This is a genomic window from Kothea flammea, from assembly GCF_052161645.1.
Classification (GTDB): domain Bacteria; phylum Planctomycetota; class Planctomycetia; order Pirellulales; family Pirellulaceae; genus Laterigemmans.
Map to the genome: position 1 here is coordinate 5,324,540 of NZ_CP197414.1, position 19,712 is coordinate 5,344,251.

The following is a 19,712-nucleotide window of genomic DNA, read 5'->3' on the forward strand; positions in this document are numbered from 1 at the left end:
GCTTGAGACCAGGGGATGCGGTAGCGGCGACGCGACGAAAAGCAATTTGCCTGCCGTCTTGCCCAGCAGTGATTTTGGCGTTAGCCGCCGGCTACGTCACTTCTGGTCGCAGCAAAGGGAACAAAACGACGTCGCGAATCGATTTTTGACCCGTCAACAACATCACTAGGCGATCGATCCCCACACCCAGCCCCCCGGCAGGAGGCATGGCGTATTTTAGCGCACGGACGAAGTCGTGGTCCATATGGGCCATCGAATCTTCCGCGGAAAGTCCGGCTAATTGCGTTTTAAACAGTTCTTCTTGCAAGTCGGGATCGTTCAGTTCGGTGTACGCGTTGGCGATTTCCATGCCGGCGATGAATAACTCGAACCGTTCGGCCACCATGGGGTCATCCGGCTTGCGTTTGGTCAACGGGCAGATACTGGCCGGATAATCAATGACGAACACGGGGCCAACCAGCGTATCTTCGACTTTTTCCTCAAAAATTTCGTTCTTGATCACGTCGGGGTGCCGTCCGGCGGTTTCCAAACCCAACTTGGTCGCCAAAGCGATCATTGCCGCCTCATCACGCGGGTCGACACCGGTCGCCTGGAGGATCAAATCATCGTAGCGGGCGCGGGCAAACGGAGGCGTGTAATCAATCGTTTGGTCGGCGAAGGTCCGCTGGAACCCACCCCCCGTGGCCTCGATCGCACCGGCGATCAACTGCTCGGTTAAATCCATCATGGAGCGGTAATCGCCGTACGCCTGGTAGGTTTCCAGCATCGTAAATTCAGGATTATGACGCGTGCTGATCCCTTCGTTGCGATAAACTCGGCCCAACTCGTAGACGCGTTCGATACCGCCGACGAGCAGACGTTTGAGGTGCAACTCGAGTGCAATCCGCATGAACAGCTTCATGTCGAGCGCGTTGTGGTGGGTCGTAAAGGGGCGAGCCGCCGCGCCGCCAGCGATGGTGTGCAGCGTAGGACCTTCGACTTCGACGAAATCCTGGCTATCCAAGGTGCGGCGTATCGAACTGACGATCCGCGTGCGATCGAGAAAAATTTCCCGTACCCCCTCGTTAAAAGCCAAGTCGGCGTAACGCATGCGTTGCTTGAGTTCGGGGTCACTCATCCCGGCATGCTTTTCAGGCGGCAATTCCAACATTTTACTGTGAAAATGCAGCGCCTCGGCAAACACGGTCAGCTCACCCGTGTTGGTCCAACCAAGTCGTCCTTCGACGCCAATCAAATCGCCCAAGTCGAACATTTTTGCCAGCTCGAAGGCGTCTTCGCCAACTTGTTTGAGCCCGATGAAAATCTGGATGTCGCCAGTCCAGTCGCGGAGGTTGGCGAAAATTAATTTTCCAGTGGGCCGCATCAGCATGATCCTGCCAGCCACGCGGACTTGCGGCCCCACTTCTTCACCACGCTGCCCCGTCGCTTTGTTTTGCGCCTCTTTCCAGCCGCGATAGTCAACCGCGGCTTGATCGCTGGCAGAGTCCGTAGCAGGGGCTGTTCCGCTAGCCAATTCGGCGGGTGGCAAGACGCTGGTGCCGTCGGGAAACTGATATTTGATCTGAGGAATTAACTCGCGAGCTTGCTTCACCGTCAAGCGATCATCGAAGCGAGCGCCCCAGGGGTCGCGACCTGTGGCGGCGATTTTGCGAAGTTTTTCCCGACGAGCAACGCGGGGGTCAAGGGGAGAGTCTTCGTTGGGCTGGCCGGCGTTGCTGTTCATGTTCTCAAACGCGAGAGGGTGGAAACCTGTGGTCCGCTGGCGTTAGGCGCTGCCGCGGGAACCGTCGCCAGGATTGTAGCGCCCCAGGAAGCGATCTTGAAAGACCGGGTACGGAACGAGTAAGTACAGTGGCGTCAAAGTTTTGTGCTCCCCCTCTGGTTGCCCACTCGCCGCTCCTTGCTGAGAACTCCATGACTGCATCGCAACCCTCGGCTCGCTCCCAACCGGCAGCCAGTTTGTTGATCGTCGATTCCAGCCCGATAACTCTGCTGGGGACGGCCGGAGCTTTGGACAGTTTTGGATACACGTGTTATTGCGCTCGCACCTCACAGGCTGCCCTGCAAGCGGCAACCGAACACCAGTTGGACGGGGTGGTGATGGATGTCGGCGGGGATGCCGAAGCGGCCTTGGAATTGGTTCCGGAGCTGCGGCGGCGAGCTGGAGAAAGTGTCTTGCCTTGGATTTTCATCGCCGATCAGCGGTGGGCCGGTTTGGAGAAACGTTGCGAGCAACTGCCGGCGGTGCGTTGTTTGTTCAAGCCGATCGACCCGAACGTGCTGCGCGACTTGGTCGATCAAGCTTTATGGTTGCCGCAGTTGGAGACGAATCATCGCCGCCGTGGGGGGCGTCCCCTGAGGCCAGGCTGGATCGAGCTGAGCTGACCTGAGCTGACCACCTAAGCGGCATCAGCGGCATCAGCGGCAAAAACAGCCACGCAGCTTTCGATCTTGTGGGGGTCCCGCCGAGGTTGCTACTCTCTGCCGCGATGACTCGGATTTCATTCTCTGACGTGCGGACAGATACGATGCGCAAGAGCCTGCTGTGGGTGATTGGTTTGGCGATACCACTTGGAATCGTCACCCTCGGGGGATGTGCAATTTGGCGCAAAGACACCAGTGAAGAGGATCTCAGCAAGAACCTGCTCAAAGCGCCGGAGCCACCGGACTTTATCCGCACGGCGGTCAGTCCACGGGGGCTGCAGTACGTCAAAGTTCAGAGTTTCGGCATTGTCAACGGACTCAATGGCACCGGCGGAGTCGAGCCGGCTAGCGAGCAGCGGGACTTGGTGCTGAGGGAGATGCAGAAGTACGACGTGATGAATCCGAACGAGTTTATTGACTCGCCGGAGACCTCCATCGTGATGATTGAGGCGGTGTTGCCACCCGGCGCGCGGCGGAATGACCCCTTGGACTTGGTCGTACGCACTTCTTCGCGTCCCAATTTGACCAATGAGCAGACCAGCAGCCTCAAGGGCGGCTGGCTGATGCCGGCTCGCATCGCTTACACGCAAGTCATGCAGGATGGTAAACCGCGGAGCAGTGATCCGCTGGCGATTGGCACCGGCCCGATCGTATTGCGTGAGCAATTCGAGGCGGGCAGCGACCCCCAGTTGCTGCTTGAGGGGCGGATTTTGGGTGGCGGTCGCGTGCAGAAGGACAGCAATTTGGAATTGCGGATTCGCTCCAATTACCAGCACGTGGCGATCTCCAAACGGTTTGCCGACGTGATCAATCGGCGGTTTCACTTTTTCGATGGCACACAACGTCGCGGCATCGCCAATGCCAAAGAAGATGATCTGATTACGATTGAAATTCCAGAACGTTACCGGCACAACGTGCATCGTTTGATGGCCGTGATTGGTGCGCTCAGCTCGGATCCAGATATTGCCCGTTTGCAAGAGCGTCTGCCGGCACTGGCCAAACAGCTGGCTGAACCAACGACGGCTCAGGACGCGGCCCTGCAATTGGAGGGCATTGGTCATGACGGAGTTTCCACCTTGTTGGTCGGTTTGGGAGCGTCGAACCCGGAAATTCGGTTTTACGCTGCCGAAGCACTTTCCTACTTGGATCACGAGGAAGCGATTGATCCTTTGGTGGAACTGACGCGGGACCAGCCGGCGTTTCGATTTCAAACACTGTTGGCTCTTTCGGGGATGCCGCAGCGACGAGCCGTGGAAGGGCTGCGAAGCTTGATGGACGAAACGAGCACGGAAACTCGAACTGGCGCCTTCGACGCGATCCGCCGTCGTCACGACGCCAACACGGCAATTTATGGACAGCAGTTAACGGATGGAGCAGCCGAAGTTGCTCGGCTCTATGATGTCCCATCGGCGGGCGGCAGTTTGGTTTCGCTGAGCCTCAGGCGGGCACCCGACATTGTCATTTTTGGCGGCGTGGTGCCGGTCCAGTTATCGCAATCGATCGTGGCTGGGAACGGACTATTAATTGTGCCCAACGAACGAGGTGGTTTGCAGATCAATCGGATTTTGACTGGCAAGCCCGATGCGCGGGTGAACGTACCGGCGGATGTCGGCAGCGTTTGCGCGGGTATCGCCATGGTGGGAGGTGGCTACGGGGGGATTGTCGAGTGTTTGCGGATGATGAAGCAACAGGAAGCTTTTGCGGCTCAATTGGCGATCGATGTGCTGCCGCAACCGTTGCGAGAGTATCGTCGCGACTCGGAGGAAGCTACCGGCATCCCCAGTTCGCTGAGCCCCAGTGCAATCGATCCGCCCGCTGCCAAGCCGCAAGAACGAGCGTGGTACGACCCGCGTGATTGGTTTTCGGCGATCGATCTTTCCGTTACGGAGACAGTTTCTTAGAATATATAAAACATTGTAGAGCGATTGTCCCCAATCGCTTGCAGCGCAAGCAACAGTAAAGACCAAAACACACTCACCGAAACAAGAGTTCGGAAGCATCCGAACCAGAAACGGATTTCCTTGCTCCCGGGTTGATTTACGCGCATGCTCAAGGCTCTCGAACTCTATGGCTTCAAGAGCTTTGCCGATCGCACTCGGTTTGACTTTCCCGAGGGGATCACCGTCGTCGTTGGCCCCAACGGCTCGGGGAAATCGAACATCGTCGACGGCATTAAATGGGTGCTCGGTTCGCAGAGTGCCAAGAGTTTGCGTGGCAAGGAGATGTCGGATGTCATCTTCAAAGGGGCCAGTGATCGCAAACCGGCCGGCGCGGCCGAAGCGTCGATCTTTTTTGACAACACCAGTGGTGCTTTGCCCTTCGAAGCGGACGAAGTCCAGGTCACTCGCCGCGTCTATCGCAGCGGTGAAAGTGAATACTTAATTAACGGCAGCCCTTGTCGGCTGAAGGATGTCAAAGACCTAGTTCGCGGCACCGGCATCGGTATCGATGCTTACAGCCTGATCGAGCAAGGTAAAGTCGATCGCATGCTGCAGGCGAATCCTAAAGATCGTCGGGCCATCTTCGAGGAAGCTGCCGGGATTAGCCGGTTCAAAGCGAAGAAGGTCGAAGCGGCTAGGCGGTTGGCTCGTGTCCAACAAAACCTAAATCGACTTGGCGATATCGTCGACGAAGTAGGCACGCGGCTGCAGAGCCTGAAAAGCCAAGCGTCCAAGGCGGAGCGTTATCGTCAAGCCAGCGATCGATTGCGGGAACTGCGAACTTCGTTAGCTTGGACCGACTGGGCCGAGCTGAGTCAAGTGCTGGCCACGACGGGGGATAAACTGCAAGCGGCTCGGACGGAACACGAAAGTGCTGAGAACGAACATCAAGCGGCCGTCGAAGCGCGTCAAACGGCCGATTTAGCGTTGCAAGATGCGGCCACGCAAGCGGCCGATATCGAAACACGACGGAATGAGATTTCGCGTCGCATCGCCAGCCTCACAGGCACGCGAGACGCCGATCATCAAGCCATTACTGACGTCAATCGGCAGCTCGATTCCGGTCGCCGGCGATTGCGAGTGCTCCGCTCTCAAGCTGGCTCGGCGGTCGCAGAACTGCGAGATTTGCGGCGGCGGCATCGCGAAGCCGAACAGGCGTTGACCGCGGCTCGTCAAGCCACCGGCGAAGCGGAACAGGTTCGCTCGGTCTCCAGCGATCACGTCGAAGCGATTCGTCGTGAGCGAGATACCCTGCAAACCGAGCACCTCGATGCGCTGCGTCAAGCTGCCGATTTGGAAGGTACCTTGCAGCGGTATCAGCAACGGATCGACGCCGGCCATCGTTCGCTTGATGCGCTCGAAGTTCGCGTCGAAGCTGGTACCGCGGCGGTCGACGAAGCGATCGAGGAAGTGTCGCGGTGCGTGCAGCTGATGACCGAGCTCGACGCCTCGATTAAGCAACAGCAGATCGAGATCGATCAACAAGAAGCCGAGCTGGGTCAGCATCGTCGCGTGCTGCAAAGACGTCGCGACGAAGCGGCTTCGCTGCGGGTGCGGTTGCAAGGGATCAGCGAGCGAGCCAACTTGCTGGAAGATCTAAACCGCCGGCAAGAAGGGCTGGAGACGGGTGTCAAAAACCTTATGGAAGCGGCTGGCCAAGTCACTGCGGGGCCGCTGACCGACGTCGTCGCCCTGGTGGCGAGTTTGCTGGAAACCGACGTCCACGTGGCACCCTTGATCGATGTCGCTTTGGGACCACTGGCGCAATATATCGTGGTGCGAGGCGAGCGTCTGCAAAAAGCGGTTATGTCCGGTGATTTAGGGCTGGCTGGACGTGTTGGTATCTTACGTATCGACGAATTGCCAACGCGTCGCCCCGGTGATCGTATTCGCCTCGATGGTCTCAAAGGCGTTGTTGGTCGGGCTGATCGAATGGTTCGCGTGCAGCCCGAGTTCGAGCCGTTGGCTCGACACCTGCTGAGCACCACTTGGTTGGTCGATACGATGCAAACCGCGATGGGGCTGCGGCGTCTGAGCGGGGCTGGGTTGCGGTTTGTAACCGGCGGCTGCGAATTGCTGGAACGCGACGGGTCGCTGGTACTGGGGCCGGCTGCCGCCGCGGCTGGTTTGGTGAGCCGCAGGAGTGAACTGACTTCCGCACAGAAAGAGCTGCAACACTACCGCTACCAGCTGGTTGAAAACGAACGCGAGATCGAACGCTTGGCTGCCGTCGTCGACGGGCAAGCGGCCACGCTGGGACGGCTCGAACAACAACACCGCAAAAGTGTCACGCAACGCGCCGGTGCGGAAGCGACTCGCGAAGCGGCGGTCGAGCGCGAACAAGCTCGTCGGCTGGCGCTGGCCGATTTATTGGCCCAACGCGACGAAGCCCAGGCGGCCCGTGATGAGGCCAGCGAACAGCTCGACGCGGTCACCTCGCAACTGACCGCATGTCGGGATCGAATTGCCGAACTGGAGGCCAACAGCAAAACGATTGTCACGCGGCTTGCGGAACGCCAAGCCGAATTGCGAGCCGCCACCGATGTGGTGATGCGTTGCAGCGTCGATCTGGCGCGCGTCGAACAACGGGCCGAAGCGTTGCAAGCGACGCTCGAACAACAGCAGCGAGATCAGTCGCAACGCGACGCGGCGGTGGCCGAAGTGCACGACCAACTGACGCAAGACAGCGAACGCCGCGATCAAATCGAAATGCGGATTCTCTCCTGCGGTAGCGAGCTGGCTGAACTTTACTTACGCAACGAAGCCGCCGAAAGCGAATTACGCACGTTAGCCACTCGCGTGGCGCAACTACGTGAGCAAGGCCGCCAACGTCAAAAAACCACCGACGCGTTGCAACGTCAAGTTACCAAAGCGGCCGAGCAAGTGCGTGAGATCGAACGCAATCGGGATGAGGCCCAGTTGCGGCGAACCACCTTGGCCGACCGCGTCCGTGAGGATTATCAAATCGATCTAGCTGGTGAGTCCCCGCCGGAAGACTTTACCCCGCCCGAAGATCGCGCGGCGGTCGAGGAGGAAATCGTCAGCTTGCGTGCCCAATTGCAAAAGACCGGCGCGGTCAACATGGAAGCCTTGGAAGAATTGCAGGAGTTGCAATCGCGTTATGACCAACTGCATGGTCAATACCAAGACTTGACGGCCGCTCGTGAATCGCTGGAACGGATCATCCAACGCATCAACACGGACAGTCGCCGGTTGTTCTTGGATACGCTCGAAGCGATCCGCATCAACTTTCAAAAACTCTACCGGAAATCTTTCGGTGGTGGCTCGGCAGACTTAATCCTCGAGGAAGATGCCGATCCGCTCGAGGCCGGTGTGGAGATCATGGCCACGCCGCCAGGCAAACCATCCTTTTCCAACTCGCTGCTCTCCGGTGGCGAAAAAGCGCTCACCGCAGTGGCGTTGCTGATGGCCATTTTCCAGTATCGCCCCAGCCCCTTCTGCGTGCTGGACGAAGTCGACGCCCCGTTCGATGAAGCAAACATTGGTCGATTTGTGACGGTGTTGACCGAGTTCCTGGATCAGACCAAGTTCGTGGTTGTGACGCACAGCAAAAAGACAATGACCGCGGCCAACACACTCTACGGCGTCACGATGCAAGAGTCGGGTGTCAGCAAGCAAGTCAGCGTGCGATTTGAAGACGTTACCGAGGACGGTCATATCAAGCGGGCTGCTTGATATAATGTAGATCTGCTGTCCTCAGCTGTTTGCTTTTCATGCCCCGCAAGTTATCGTGCATCGCTACCCTGCCAGTTCGTCTGGCAGAAACCCGAGGTTGGCACGCGAGAGGTATGTTGCAAGCGATTGGGGACAATCGCTCTACAATACAATCGCTTTACAATAGCGTTGCCACTATTTCTGGTTTCAGACTGGCGATGTCGTTGGCATCATTGCGATCATCAGGCTTGAGATAGAGATGTGGTTCTCCCGTTTCGTCAGTGGCTAAGAACCAGCCCGGCGTGGTCCGCAATAACAGCCCCTCCGCAGACTCCCCGCAGCGAGTCTCTATGACAGGACTTTCCGTCGCCAGCGGCTCGGCCCAGGCGGTCGGCTCGGCCAACTGCAACAGCGAGGCGTCAGCAAGATCGTCGGAAGCCCGTGGTTGCTGAACCGAGGCGAGCAGCCCCAGCAAGTCCGCCAGCGTGGCTCGTACTCTCGCGCTCGAAGCTGGTTGGGCACAGCGAATGGGGCCCAACCCGGCTGCTTCGATCAGCATCGGAAGCTGAACGCGATTGCTCCGCGGCGGACCTTGTGCCGCGCCCAAGAAGCCATGCTCCCCGAGCGCGAAACCCGAAGTCGAAACCACCACCAAAGCTGTCGACTGGTCCGCTGCATGGCTCACCTCAAGCGAATCCACTCCAGCGAAATCCTCTCCAGCCGAATCCCCGAAGTCGTCATCGCAGGGCATAACCAGCGTTTGTCGCAACAGTTCCAGCAGCGAGTCGAGCAGTTGAACTTGCGCACCGTAGGCCGTCATCCAGGCTAGTAAGAGATCGGGATCGTCGGCCTCGGAGAGCTGACAGCGCGGCGGTACGGCAGACAACCTCGCCTCCTCGATGGCGACTCGATCAGCCGCTAATCGCTCGTCCTCCGCGTCATCCTGCTCAGGATTCCAAACCAATTCTTCGGGTTCTTCTTCACAGCGGGAACAAGCGGCCGCGTCTTCATCGAGCAGATCGTCTGAGGCTCGCAACTCCAGCGGCGCGTCCCAAGTGTGCAGCAAGGCCGAAACATGAATCCACAGCAACTGAGGCTCCGCGTTCTCTGGCGAGCTGCCGTTGCCCGTTCGTTCTTCCCAGTGAGCCAGGGCGGTGGCAAATAATCGCCCTTGCAAAGTCTCTTCGATGGAAGCGGCCAGCGTGGCCTCCGCCGGCATCACCAAATGACTTTCCTCAAACCCGCAACTGCTGGCCAGCTGAGCGACTTGTCGGCAATCAGTAAACAGCAGGGGCTTGTAACCGCGAGTCGTGGCCCAATCGGCCAAGCGTTGGCAAGTCGGCTCGGCATCGTGCTGGGGTGCGCCAGCCTGGCTTGAGTGGGGAGTCGAGGAGGTCTGCCAAAATTCTCTTAAGACCTCTTCACGTTCGGTGCTGCTAGCGATCAAGCGATCGAAGACGACACCCTCGGCGGCAAGTTGATTAAAGCCAGGGGTGTCCAGCCAGGAACAGCCGTAAGGACCCAAGCCGGCGGTTGCCAACCCATCGACGCTGATCACAACAAGGGAGCGGGGATGCATTATCAAGAAAATCGTGTTTTTAAGGAGCGGACCCGAGTGGGCAAAATCAGCGGAGCGAGCTTTGTCGCAAAAAAGCTTTGCCCCGTTTCCATCCTATCACGATCGAATTGTGAACGAATAGGTTCGCTGGCCAAGCCGCCGCGGCAAAACCGGAGCTTTCCGAAAAAGCGTCAGGGGTTCCGGCGCCACGGGCAACGGCAGCCTAGAGTTGAAAAACACTCGACTTCAGAAGCATGCAACCACGCCCCAGACCCCGCCTCCGAGAGAAGTCCGCGATGCCAATTTTTCAACCTGAAACTGTTGATGTGTGGGGGCTGCCGTTTGCCCGCGTGACTCTCACCGAATCGATCGACTGGATTGGCGAGTTAGTTGCTCGAGGCAAGCCCGAGTACTTGATTACGGCTAATTTGAACTATGTGATGTTGGCCGCCGAGCATCCCGAATTGGCCGCGGTGACGGCAGGTGCAATTGGCTTGCTGGCCGACGGGATGCCGATCGTGGCACGCTCGCGCCGCGGCGGAGGGCCGAAATTACCGGAGCGAGTGGCGGGGAGCGAAATGATTTATCGCATCGCGGCGGGGTCGGCGGCGCATGGGTGGCGGGTATTTTTTCTGGGAGCCGCCCCCGGAGTCGCTCGTCAGTGTGCCGACAGACTTTCTCAGCTATATCCGGGAATGCAAGTGGCGGGAGTCGAATCGCCACCCTTTCGTGAATTAACCGCCGAGGAGGAATTGGCCCAGGAGCAGCGAATTCGTGACGCGGGAACGGATATTCTGTTGGTTGCTTTCGGGCAACCCAAGGGCGAGATTTGGATTTCCGAGCGATATCAGCGAATTGGCGCGGCGGTCTCGATTCAATTGGGAGCTTCGTTCGACTTTGTCGCCGGGACGTGCCGGCGAGCTCCGCTGGGATGGCAGAAAATGGGGCTCGAGTGGGCTTATCGGATGTTGAGCGACCCTCGTCGGCTGGTCCCAAGGTACAGCCAAAACGCCGCTTTCCTGGCGAAAACCCTGTGTCGTGATCTGCTCGGCTACTCACCGCAAGCGGCAAACAGATAACGCAGTCGAGCGATCAATTCGCCACGTTGCGCGGTCGGGATTGCCAAAGCCCGATGATCGAGCACCACGCCACAGTGGGCTGCGATTTCCGCATGTGGGCAATTCCCAATTCTGCGGGCAATTCGCTGCGAGCGTTTACTGAATACCGGAAACGTCTTCCCGCAGGGCAGGCCCAGTTCCAAAGCGGTGCGAATTTGCTGATCGCGAGCCGTTTCGCTAGGGGCAAACCAGGCCCATTTGTAAAGTGCGGGAAAGGCTGGAAAGGTTTCGGCAGCGGGCAATTGACAGCCGTGGCAATCTGCCACAGCCTGGCTCAGCTCGTTCGCGGCGGTCCCGCGGTATTGGTTCCAGGAGCTCAGCGATTGCCACTGGGGCAGCAACGCTGCGGCTTGCAGTTGACTCAGCGGATAAGTGTCGCCGGGCCGCTCCAGTAAAATTTTCAGTCGCTGCTCGATGCGGGGATCAGAAGTCAGAATCGCCCCACCATTGCCGCTGGTCAACACCTTGCTGCCACCAAAGCTGAGTGTGCCGATGTGCCCCCAGCTCCCCGCCGGTCGACCTTGCACGCTGGCCCCTGGGGCTTGGCAGGCATCCTCCAGAAAGACCAACCCGGCGTCATCGGCCAGTTGCCTCAGGGCGGCCGCGTCGACCATATTTTGGTAGAGGTGCGAGGCGATGAGCACGCGGGACTTGGGGGTAATCGCTTTTTCAATTTCTTTGAGATTGATCGACCAACTGCCGGCGGCCACATCGACCATGACAGGTAAACCACCCACCGCCGTCACCGAACGGAAATTTCCTGGATAATCGAAAGCTGCCAAAATGACCTCGTCGGCTGCTTCCAGCCGACAAGCGCGGAGCGCCAATTCGACCGCCGCGGTGCCGCTGGGGACCAAGCGAACGTGAGCAACCTCCAACGCGCTGGCAATCGCCAGAGCCAGTTGCTCGGCTGGTTGGCCGAAATATTCACGCCATTGGCCGTTGGTGAGAGACTTGCTCAGAGAGGCCCAAATGGAATCCATCGAAGTGGGCCAAGCGGGTAGCTGCAAGGGGGGAGACGTCGCGAAATCGGTCACAGTTGTGGGCCAGGTCTGCGAGGCTGGGGTTGTGAGTGGTTTCGTAACGTCATATTATGCCGCGATTAGGCTGCGCGGAGCTATGGCATGTTCCGAGCCAAAACTAGCTTTCCCCCGTTATAGATTGTAGAGCGGACGTGCTCGATACCTGTTACTTCGCACTGGTCGAATCAATTGCCACCTTTTCGGAGGTCGTTTCGCAGTTGAGCCTGCTTGCGCAAGCCGGCGCTGATGCGTTGCCGCCAGCCGCAGAGGGGGGTGCTGCCGGGGGCGGTCCCGGACCTGCGGGGCAACCACCGACTTTTTTTCAAGGATTGTTGCGGAGCCCGCTGACCCTCTTTGCGGGGGTGATGTTTTTGTTTTACATGTTGGTATTGCTACCGGAGCGACGCAGGCAGCGGGAGACCGCCAATTTGCGTGCTTCGCTCAAGAAGAATGATCGCGTGGTGACCACGGGCGGAATTTTTGGGGTCGTTGTGAACGTCAACTCAGATTCCGACGAAGTCACCATTCGCGTCGATGAATCGAATAACACGCGGCTGCGCGTGCTGCGTTCAGCGATCGGCACGGTAACACCGGCTGCTACTCCGAATGGTAAGGACAGTACATCTGGTTCTTGACCAGCGTACGGCTCTCCTCGGTCGCTTTCGTTAATCCTATAAGAATAATCGCGGAAATCGGACTTCCACCAAACCAAGACCTTCCATGCTCGACTTCGTCCCCCAAGCCCTGCTTGACGCACTTTCTCCCGCTATGCTGCTGGCCCAGCAGGATGACAGCGGGATTTCCTGGCAGAATTATGCCATCCTCGCAGCAGTTCTGGCCGTCTGCGTGGTCCCGTTTCTAATCGGGAACGCGTTTGCAAAGTCTCTGAAGATGCCGACTTACGGCTCGCGAGTTGGTGCAATTCTGTTCGCCGTTACCGCTTCGGCGATGGTGCTCGTGTTCGGCGAGCTCGACTATGGCGTCGACTTGCGAGGGGGAACGATTCTGGTCTACGAGCTGGACCCCACCGCATCGGTGCAAGCTTCTGATGACGGCGAAATGCGTCCGGTCAGTGCTGAAACGGTGATTCCCGCTTTGATTCGTCGAATTAATCCGGGGGGGACCAAAGAGATCCAAATTCGCCCCTACGGCGACACGCAAATTGAAATCATCATCCCTGAAAAGGGAGATGAAGCAATTGAGGACATCAAACGGCAAATTACCCAAGCAGGTATTTTGCAGTTCTTTATCGTCGCCAACAGCCTCAAACATGATTCGTTGCTGGAGGCGGCTCGTGAGCAGAGCACGAGCGAAAACCGCAGCGTGCGTCTGAGTCGTAAAGTGACCGACAGCGTGGGGAAACAGATCGGCTATTGGGCCGACGTCTCGCGTGCCAGTGTCGAAGACGCAACGGAAGATGGCATTCGGCCGCTGCGAATCGATGTGTTGGGCAGTGGCGGATCGCCGAGGATTTACCCCTCCATTGTGCGAAACGCTGACACCGGCGCTTTTGTCAGTCTGCCTCCGCAACTCGGCGGCGTTAATGAAGGTGCCAACGTGGCTGCTTATATGAAGCAGCAGGGCATCCGTGACCTGCAGATCCTCATGGTTGTTAACGAAACGCTGCGGATCACCGGGGAACAGCTTTCCTTTGCCGCTCGCGGATTTGATACCGACGGCAGCCCATCGGTGCGGTTTAGCCTCAAGGACTCCGGCTCGGCCCGGTTTAGTAAGTTGACGGGCAACAACGTGCCCCAAAATAACACCAAATATCAATTGGGAATCGTGCTCGACGACGAACTGTTGTCCGCTCCCACGATCAATTCTGCGATTAGTGGTTCGGGTACGATCTCTGGTAACTTTACCAAGGAAGAAGTGGACTTCTTGGTCAATATTCTCCAAGCTGGCCAGTTGCCTGGAGCCATCAACAAGACGCCGATCAGCGAAAACCGCATTGGTTCGACCTTGGGTGCCGACACGATTCGCAAGGGGATCACGGCGATCTCCGTGTCGCTCGGTTTGGTCCTGCTGTTTGTCCTGTTTTATTATCGTTTCGCCGGCATCGTCGCTTGCACCGCTCTGATCCTCAACTTGGTGATGATTATGGCGATGATGATTCTGATCAATCAGCCGATCACTTTGCCTGGTCTTGCCGGTCTCGTGCTGACTGTTGGTATGTCGGTCGATGCGAACGTGTTGATTTTTGAAAGGATTCGTGAGGAATTACGAAAGGGTGCCGCCGCCCGCATGGCGGTTCGCAACGGTTTCGCCCGCGCCACGACCACGATTGTCGACGCGAACTTGACCACCCTGATCACGGCCATCGTGTTGTACGCAATCGGGACCGATCAGATTCGCGGTTTCGCCGTGACCTTGATCTTGGGCATCCTGTTCTCGATGTTCACCGCGATCTACGTGTCGCGAACATTGTTCGACATCGCTGAACGAAAACACAAGTTGTCGTTGGGGATGTCGGATATGGTTTCCTCAATTCGGAATGTCCTTACCGGCAACAAAGATTTCGACTTCATGAGCAAAGGCACAATCGCGATGAGCCTCTCGGCGATCTTGATCATCGTCGGCTTGGTAGCCCTCTTTGATCGTCGTGGAGAGATTCTCGATATCGATTTCGCCGGCGGTAGTTCGGTCACTTTCCAACTGGAGGAATCGATGACCGCCGATAAGGTGCGTGACTTGGTTGCTGCCAGCTTGCTCACAGCCGAGGATGGTACGCCAGTCCAGTTCACGCTGAACAGCGTCGACGTTGACAGCGCGGCAAGAGACACCGTCTACAAGGTTGACGCCGGTTTTGAAGACGACGAAACGCTCAAGCAATTGATATTAGCTGGCTTTGCCAACTCGCCCGATGCCAAACTGATCACCTATCGAGTTGATATTCGAGATATGGAGTCGGGCACCCGCACGCCAGCAACCGAAACACTCGATTCGGGCGCTCCCGCAGCGACTCCCGAACCGACCGACACCGGCAATTGGCAACGGGACAACGGCACGCGTTTGATTGCTTCCTGGCAACAAGCCGAAGAGCCAGCTCAACCGCCGACAGCCGAGGAGCCCGCCCCGGCGGATCCGCCCGCTGCCGAAGAGCCTGCGACCGAAGAGCCGACTGCCGATCAGCCTCCTGCTGACGAACCTCCTGCTGACGAACCGCCCGCCGGTGACAAGCCGGTCGTGATTGCTCCTGACTCGTTTATTCCCCCCACGGCTCCGGCCGTGGTCGAGGCTGGCACGACCGGCGAAGTGGCAACGGATGAGGACGTTTCGGCAATCGATACCGCCGGGGATGCCGCACCAGTCGCCGGGACTGATTCCACCGTGATCAGCGAACAGATATTTAGCGAGTTCGTGTTGGATCTATCGATCGCAGGAACCGAGGATAAAGCCACGCTGAATTACGAGGACTTGAGCATTTTGCTGCTCAACGCCGCCGAGGCGGCCGGAGTCGTACTCGAGCCACTCGACATTCAAGCGGAACCGTTGCCGGAAGACCCCAGCGATCCTCTGCAAGTTGAGCAGGTGACGACTTGGACTCCCGAGTCGAGTCTGACTTTTGCTTCTTGGAAAGTCACTCTGGAACTGCCCGCGCAACAGGCCGACCAAGTGGTCGAGCAATTGAAGGCAAGCATGAACGATAATCCGGTCTGGTTATCCAGCAACGAGATCAGTGGGCGAGTGGCCGGTCAAATGGTTAATCGTGCCGCGGCCGCCATGTTCACCAGCTTGTTGTTCATCATCGCTTACATCTGGTTCCGCTTCCAACGCGTCGCCTTTGGCTTTGCCGCGGTGGTCGCATTGATCCACGACGTACTGATCACCCTCGGTGCGATCGCGATCAGCCACTGGGTGGCCGGTTTCTTTGGGTTCTTGTTGATCGAAGAGTTTAAGATCAGTCTTACGGTCGTCGCCGCCCTGTTGACGATTGTCGGATACTCGCTGAACGACACGATCGTCGTCTTTGACCGGATTCGGGAAACCCGCGGCAAGAGTCCGCGGTTGACAGCCGAGATGATCAACTCCAGCATTAACATGACGCTAAGCCGCACGTTGTTGACTTCGTTAACCACGTTTATCGTCGTCGCCCTGCTGTACTTCTTTGGCGGGTCAGGGATCCACGCGTTCGCTTTCTCACTCGTGATCGGCGTAATCGTGGGCACCTACAGCTCGGTCTTTGTCGCTTCGCCGGTCTTGTTGTGGTTGGTTAACCGCGATCCAAAGACAGTCTAACTGACAGCCGTTTAGTTGATATATTCTTCTTCCTCTTCGCCGCTTGGACGTGACAGCTCGCCTGTATCTTCCAAGTGGCGAACGATGTCGACGATTTTCTGCTGAACACCTTCGACTTCGGAGACGCGAACGCTGCCGAGGTAATCCATCTCTTCGCGGAGGTTCTCCGCCGCTCGCGTGCTCATGTTCCGCAGCACCTTGTCTTGCAACGCCTCGCTGCTGCCCTTGAGAGCCATCGCCCACTGGGATGTCTCCACGTTCTTGAGCAGTGCTTGCACATCGCGGTCGGAGAGTTTGCCGATGTCTTCAAAGACGAACATCAAGCGACGGATCTCGTCCATCAATTCCGGATCCTCGGTCGCCAGCGACTCCATGATGTTGCGTTCGACGGAGCGTTCCGAGACGTTCAAAATACCAGCCACGTTCTGGACGCCACCCGACTTGCTCTGTTGTTGGTTCATCATGCTGCTGAGTCGCATTTCCAAACCTCGCTCCAGCTCCGAGATCGCTTCCGGGCTGGTGCGGCCCATCGAGCTGATGCGGCGGATCACGTCGAGCTGCTTTTCAGGAGAGAGGCCAGCCAAGACTTCCGCCCCATAGCCGCTCGGCAGGTGGCTCATCAGCAGCGCGATTGTTTGCGCATGCTCTTCGATCACGAAGTTGATTAACGTTTGCGGATCGACCTTTTTCACGAAAGCGAAGGGCATCGCTTCGATGGTCTGTTGAAGATTGCCGATCAACTCGGCAGCATCATCACCAAGCGCCTGTCGAATCAATTCCTTAGCGCGTTCGAGTCCGCCGCCGCTGGGGTCGAGCGCTGAGGCCTTCGACTCGAAGAAGTTGGAGATCACACTTTCTTGCTCATCTCCGCTCACGTTATCGAGCTGGGCAATCGCCAAACTGAGCGCTTCGATGTAGGGCATCGGCAGTTTGGAAAGCACGCGAGCCGCGTCGCGCGTCGGCAAGCTCATGATCACGATCGCCGCTTTGCGCAATCCCGAACCGCTGGGCGTGGTGCCGACTGTTGGCGTTGTCTTCATTCCGACATTCACTGGGCGAGCACTCCCCGACGCGATTGTTGATGGCCTGGAGATGTGAGCGTAGGCCAAGTCACATCGAGGAAATTCGGTTGCGGTCGCACGCCTTCAACAAGCGATTTTTGGTGGAGCGAGCTGTGGAGAGAGATTGCCGATCATCCGCAGCGACTGTATCAGTTTTGCGGCCAAGGCAACCGGCAGGTGCCCCACTGGCCATGATTCTCGTCCACGGAAACTTCGATCCAACTGAGTGAATTGCCGAATGCCTGCTGGGTTCGCTTAATTAACTTTTCGGCCAACACGCGTGCCAACTCTTCGGCGGTCGTGTTGATCACAGGCAAAATCACGCAATCTTCCAACGGGAAAACCCAACGGCGTTCTTCAAACCGCACCACCACTTCCCGGTCTTCCGTGGTGACCTTGATGGCGGCATGATCGCTAGGCAGCAAAACGTGGTGATCCCATTGCCCCGTTTCAGCCAGCACGGCATCCCGCAAGGCAATAAAGTCCACCACGTAACGGTTTTCATCCAGCGGACCTTCGACCACCACTCGCACCCCGTAATTGTGCCCATGGATCCGCTCGCAAATGTTTCCCGCAAAGGTGATAAAGTGGGCTGCGGAAAAAACAAAAGCTTCCTTACTGACGTCAACTCGAAAGCTTGGTTGGGTTGTCACAATTAAATTCCTGGGGCGGCAACGATTGATGTTAAATTTGAAAACTTGGTGATTGAATCACTGGGACGTGCCGAGTGGTCGTCAGCAGCACGAACAGGCTGGCGGCGATCATATCGGCGGTGGTCCCCGGATTGCGGCGATTTCCGTCGGCTCGCAGCCATTGATCGAATTCCCGGGTCGCTCGCCGCCGCGCTTCCCCACGTGGGAACGCCAATACGGCGGCGGCTCGCGAGCGGACTTCCGCAGCAATCGCAGGACCGCATTTGCGCGCGATCAACGTATCGGAGTGCTCCGCCAAGCAATGCAATTGGGCACCGCGGATGCCGAATAGCAAATCTCCTTCAGCCGCCACTTCGCCAGCGAGCCGTGGCACCAGGGAATCATAGATGTCTGCAAAGCCGCTGACGTATTGGCGAGCGATCGAGTCGCGGTCGCGGGCCAGCTGCATGGCGTCGAGCAAGCGATTTGGGGCCGGAGGGGGCGTTGCTTCAGCGTCGTCACCGCCGCGAACATCCAGCTGTGCAGATGTCCCCAAGCCTCCCGGTTTGGCCAGGCGAATAGCTGCGTAAACGTCGCGGGAATCTGCCGAAGTAAGCTCCGCGAGGACTTGTTCCACGACGCCGCGCTGCTCACTTTGACTGGCATCGCCGCCGACCCGCTCAGCCGCCAGCGCCAGCGGAGCCAGCAACAGGGCGATCCCCAAGTTGACATTGCTGCGTGTCTTTCCAGCCGTACCACGGACCGCTGCGAGCACGATCGCGCCGACTTGGCGATGCTCGGACACGGCGATTGCCAATTCCTCCGCCGCGATCAAAAAATCTGCGGCCGACAGATCGACGAACGACTGGCTGAGATGGACATTCCCCAGCTTGGGAGCGGTCACCTCCAGACCACAGGCCCAGCGAACCGCATCCGCCGGACTTTCAATCCACTGCCGCAGTTCGGTCCAAGGCTCGCTCACGCCTTACACCGTTGCCGCAGGCGTGTCAGCCAAGAATCGCTCGACAGCCGTCACCATTTCCGCTCCGGCGTCTTCCATCACGTAGTGACCGACGTCTGCCAATTCGACGGTTTGTGCTTGGGGCCAGACTGCTTGGAAACGCCGCAGGCAGCTGGGGCGAAAACACCAATCCCGCATCCCCCAAACCAGCAGCTGTGGCTTGTCGGCTAACGTCGTCAACCGTGCCTCCAAGTCGACCAAAACTTGGTGCGTCGGGTGCTCCGCGCGCATCGGGATGTCGCGGACAAAGCGATCGATGGCGACTCGATTTTGCCAACTGTCGTAGGGTGCCAACAAGCCATGGGCCGCCGCCGCCGGTAATCGTCGGTGGCGGGCGGTCGCCATCCAAATTGCCGCGCGGGCAAACGCGTTCAACCCGCGGACCGCCGGAGTGCCGATCAGCGGCCAACGGCAGGCGGCAATTCGCAGCGGCAGGTAGGGTGGCGGAAAAGCACCCGTGTTGGTGACCACCAAGCGGGCAAAGCGGTCCGGCTGTTCGACCGCCGCGGCCAGCCCAATCGCACCACCCCAATCGTGAACCACCAGCGTGATGTTCCGTAAATCAAGCCGTTCGATCCAGCTGAGCAAATTGTCGCGATGTTGGGCCAGGCAATAATTGTACTGCTGCGGTTTGTCGCTGCGGCCACAGCCAATGTGGTCGACCGCCAATACGCGTTGGCTGGGTGAGAATCGCTCGATCAACTTCCGCCAATAAAAACTCCACGTCGGATTGCCATGCACGGCAACCAGTGGCTGATCTCCCTCGCCTTGATCGATGTAAGCGTAACGCAACGAGCCCAGCAAAATGTTTTCGCTGGGCCAGGGAAATTCAGCTTGCCAATCGGAAATCGTCACGGCCAGTCAGCCAGATCACGCGTCACGGGGGGAATTCAAACGGACCCGCTATTTAACCAAGTTCTGTCGCGAGGAGTCAGGGTAGTGCGATGAAATTGTCGCGCACGCTCGATTTTACAGGGTGAATTGGCAACTTCAGGAAATCGGCCAAAAAAATCGAACTT

Annotated in this window: 13 protein-coding genes; 6 read left to right on the top strand and 7 right to left on the bottom strand. The window is 58.1% G+C overall.

Annotated elements, in window-relative coordinates; genetic code table 11:
- Positions 1-91: 91 nt before the first annotated feature.
- Entirely contained in the window at positions 92-1,723 is a 1,632-nt protein-coding gene (lysS, locus tag SH139x_RS19845; protein ID WP_488351502.1) for a lysine--tRNA ligase, read from the bottom strand.
- A 191-nt stretch (positions 1,724-1,914) separates the two neighbouring features.
- Here lysS and SH139x_RS19850 point away from each other — a divergent pair, with 191 nt between their 5' ends.
- The 3 genes from SH139x_RS19850 (at position 1,915) to smc (ending at position 8,060) form a co-directional block, all read left to right on the top strand.
- Positions 1,915-2,385, top strand: coding sequence for a response regulator (locus SH139x_RS19850; protein ID WP_488351503.1), 471 nt, complete (start codon positions 1,915-1,917; stop codon positions 2,383-2,385).
- A gap of 143 nt (positions 2,386-2,528) precedes the next feature.
- On the top strand, positions 2,529-4,325 hold the full coding sequence (locus SH139x_RS19855; protein ID WP_488351504.1) for a flagellar basal body P-ring protein FlgI: 1,797 nt from the start codon (positions 2,529-2,531) through the stop codon (positions 4,323-4,325).
- 144 nt (positions 4,326-4,469) lie between these two features.
- Positions 4,470-8,060 (top strand): chromosome segregation protein SMC, encoded by a 3,591-nt coding sequence (gene smc, locus SH139x_RS19860; RefSeq protein ID WP_488351505.1) that lies wholly within the window; start codon positions 4,470-4,472, stop codon positions 8,058-8,060.
- 157 nt (positions 8,061-8,217) lie between these two features.
- Here the strand turns inward: smc and SH139x_RS19865 are convergent, their stop codons facing one another.
- Positions 8,218-9,618, bottom strand: coding sequence for a hypothetical protein (locus SH139x_RS19865; RefSeq protein WP_488351506.1), 1,401 nt, complete (start codon positions 9,616-9,618; stop codon positions 8,218-8,220).
- Between the two features lie 275 nt (positions 9,619-9,893).
- Between SH139x_RS19865 and SH139x_RS19870 the strand changes: the two genes are divergently transcribed.
- Positions 9,894-10,676 carry a WecB/TagA/CpsF family glycosyltransferase gene (locus tag SH139x_RS19870; protein WP_488351507.1) on the top strand — a complete coding sequence of 261 codons (783 nt, stop codon included), beginning with the start codon at positions 9,894-9,896 and terminating at the stop codon, positions 10,674-10,676.
- Here the strand turns inward: SH139x_RS19870 and SH139x_RS19875 are convergent.
- Positions 10,649-11,698, bottom strand: a complete 1,050-nt coding sequence (locus SH139x_RS19875; RefSeq protein ID WP_488351508.1) for a DegT/DnrJ/EryC1/StrS family aminotransferase — start codon at positions 11,696-11,698, stop codon at positions 10,649-10,651. The two genes, SH139x_RS19870 and SH139x_RS19875, sit on opposite strands and share 28 nt — an antisense overlap.
- 191 nt (positions 11,699-11,889) lie before the next feature.
- Here SH139x_RS19875 and yajC point away from each other — a divergent pair, with 191 nt between their 5' ends.
- Both yajC and secD read left to right on the top strand, forming a co-directional pair.
- Entirely contained in the window at positions 11,890-12,372 is a 483-nt protein-coding gene (gene yajC / locus SH139x_RS19880) for a preprotein translocase subunit YajC (RefSeq protein WP_488351509.1), read from the top strand.
- Between the two features lie 85 nt (positions 12,373-12,457).
- Positions 12,458-15,979, top strand: a complete 3,522-nt coding sequence (secD, locus tag SH139x_RS19885; protein ID WP_488351510.1) for a protein translocase subunit SecD — start codon at positions 12,458-12,460, stop codon at positions 15,977-15,979.
- Positions 15,980-15,990: 11 nt separating this feature from the next.
- Here secD and fliG read toward each other — a convergent pair whose 3' ends face one another.
- The 4 genes from fliG to SH139x_RS19905 all read right to left on the bottom strand — a co-directional run bounded on the left by fliG (position 15,991) and on the right by SH139x_RS19905 (position 19,548).
- Positions 15,991-17,019: a flagellar motor switch protein FliG gene (gene fliG / locus SH139x_RS19890; protein ID WP_488351511.1), complete on the bottom strand. Its 1,029-nt coding sequence runs from the start codon at positions 17,017-17,019 to the stop codon at positions 15,991-15,993.
- 170 nt (positions 17,020-17,189) lie between these two features.
- Positions 17,190-17,693 carry a 6-pyruvoyl trahydropterin synthase family protein gene (locus SH139x_RS19895; RefSeq protein WP_488351512.1) on the bottom strand — a complete coding sequence of 168 codons (504 nt, stop codon included), beginning with the start codon at positions 17,691-17,693 and terminating at the stop codon, positions 17,190-17,192.
- 31 nt (positions 17,694-17,724) lie between these two features.
- Positions 17,725-18,654: a triphosphoribosyl-dephospho-CoA synthase gene (locus SH139x_RS19900; protein WP_488351513.1), complete on the bottom strand. Its 930-nt coding sequence runs from the start codon at positions 18,652-18,654 to the stop codon at positions 17,725-17,727.
- Positions 18,655-18,657: 3 nt separating this feature from the next.
- Complete coding sequence (locus SH139x_RS19905; RefSeq protein WP_488351514.1) at positions 18,658-19,548, bottom strand: alpha/beta fold hydrolase; 891 nt, start codon at positions 19,546-19,548, stop codon at positions 18,658-18,660.
- Positions 19,549-19,712 lie beyond the last annotated feature (164 nt).